1 protein-coding gene and 1 pseudogene are annotated in these 1,218 nt (G+C 72.7%); one reads left to right on the top strand and one right to left on the bottom strand.

From position 1 onward, the window contains the following. The coding region (locus tag AB0J09_RS65220) for a DUF3866 family protein (protein WP_360714577.1) at positions 1-759 on the bottom strand (759 nt) is incomplete at its 3' end. A gap of 38 nt (positions 760-797) precedes the next feature. On the opposite strand from AB0J09_RS65220, the pseudogene AB0J09_RS65215 reads away from it, so the two are divergent. Next, a pseudogene (locus AB0J09_RS65215) lies at positions 798-1,218 on the top strand (DNA-binding transcriptional regulator); the annotation flags it as partial.

Genomic DNA, 1,218 nt, shown 5'->3' with positions numbered 1-1,218 from the left:
CTCGCTGACCCGCAGTGCCGCCACGGGCCGGCCGAGCAGCACGCCCGCCGCGTTCACCGCCTCGCCCGCCGACACACCCGAGAAGCCCCACCTGGTGCCCGTGCCCAGGTTGCCGGGGCCCTGCGCGACGACCGCCACGTCGGCCTCCAGCACGTGCCTGGCCGCCAGCAGCCCGGTGTGCACGGTGACCGCCTCCACGTCGCCGCCGAAGGACTGCCCGACCGTCACCACGCCCGCCAGCCAGCCGATCTCCCGCAGCCGGGCCGCCGCCATCGAGAACCACGCCGGCAGCGCCCCGCCGTCCTGCATCACGTACGCCACCCGTGTGCCGGGCCTGTCCGCGTACAGGCCGCACAGGATGGGCGGCAGCGCCGAATGCAGGTCGGCCACCACCACGGGCATGCCGTCGACGGAGTCGGCCTCGCGCAACCGCTCGTGATGCGGGGAGTCCTGCTCGTCGGCGCCCAGCACGGTGGCCTGCAGCGGCGTGTACCGGGCCTTCACCAGGTGGCCGGGACCCTCAGGATCTTGCGGCAAACGGTTAGGGACGGCCACCACCATGGCGTAACCTCCCGTACCGAGACCCATCGCGAGTGCGGTCGTGTTGAGCAGCACCTCGTCGCCGGGTTCCGGGCGGCCGACCAACGGCGGATACGCCAGCGCCCGGCACTCCCCTTCGGGGACGGCGACGTCCAGCTCCACCGCTCCCGGCCACTCGCGTCGGATCCGTACAACCTCGCCCTTGCGCCATCTGATCACGGGGGCAGGGTAGCGTCGATGCAGGAGGAGTGAGGCAGATGTCGCGCCGGAAGACGGAACGGTTGCTCAATCTGGTGATCTGCCTGCTCGCCACCCGCAGGCCACTGTCGGCCGAGCAGATCCGCCATGCGGTCCCGGGCTACGACCGCGACGGCGACGAGGCGTTCCAGCGCATGTTCGAGCGCGACAAGAACGAGCTGCGCGAGATCGGCATCCCCATCGACGTCGTACGCGACCCCTGGGAGGACGAGCCGGGCTACCGGATCGAGCGCGAGTCGTACGAGCTGCCCGAGATCACGCTGGAGCCCGACGAGGCCGCCGTGCTGGGCCTGGCCGCGCAGGTGTGGCAGCGGGCCAGCCTGGCGGAGGCCGCCTCCGGGGCGCTGCTGAAGCTGCGTGCCGGCGGCGTGGCCACCGACCAGCCCGTGGGCGGTTCCATCGGGGGCGGCGCGCTGGAGC

Origin of the sequence: Nonomuraea sp. NPDC049784 (assembly GCF_040659615.1) — a bacterium.
Taxonomy (GTDB): domain Bacteria; phylum Actinomycetota; class Actinomycetes; order Streptosporangiales; family Streptosporangiaceae; genus Nonomuraea.
Note: the sequence above shows the minus strand (reverse complement) of the source record. Positions and strands in the feature narration are given on the sequence as shown.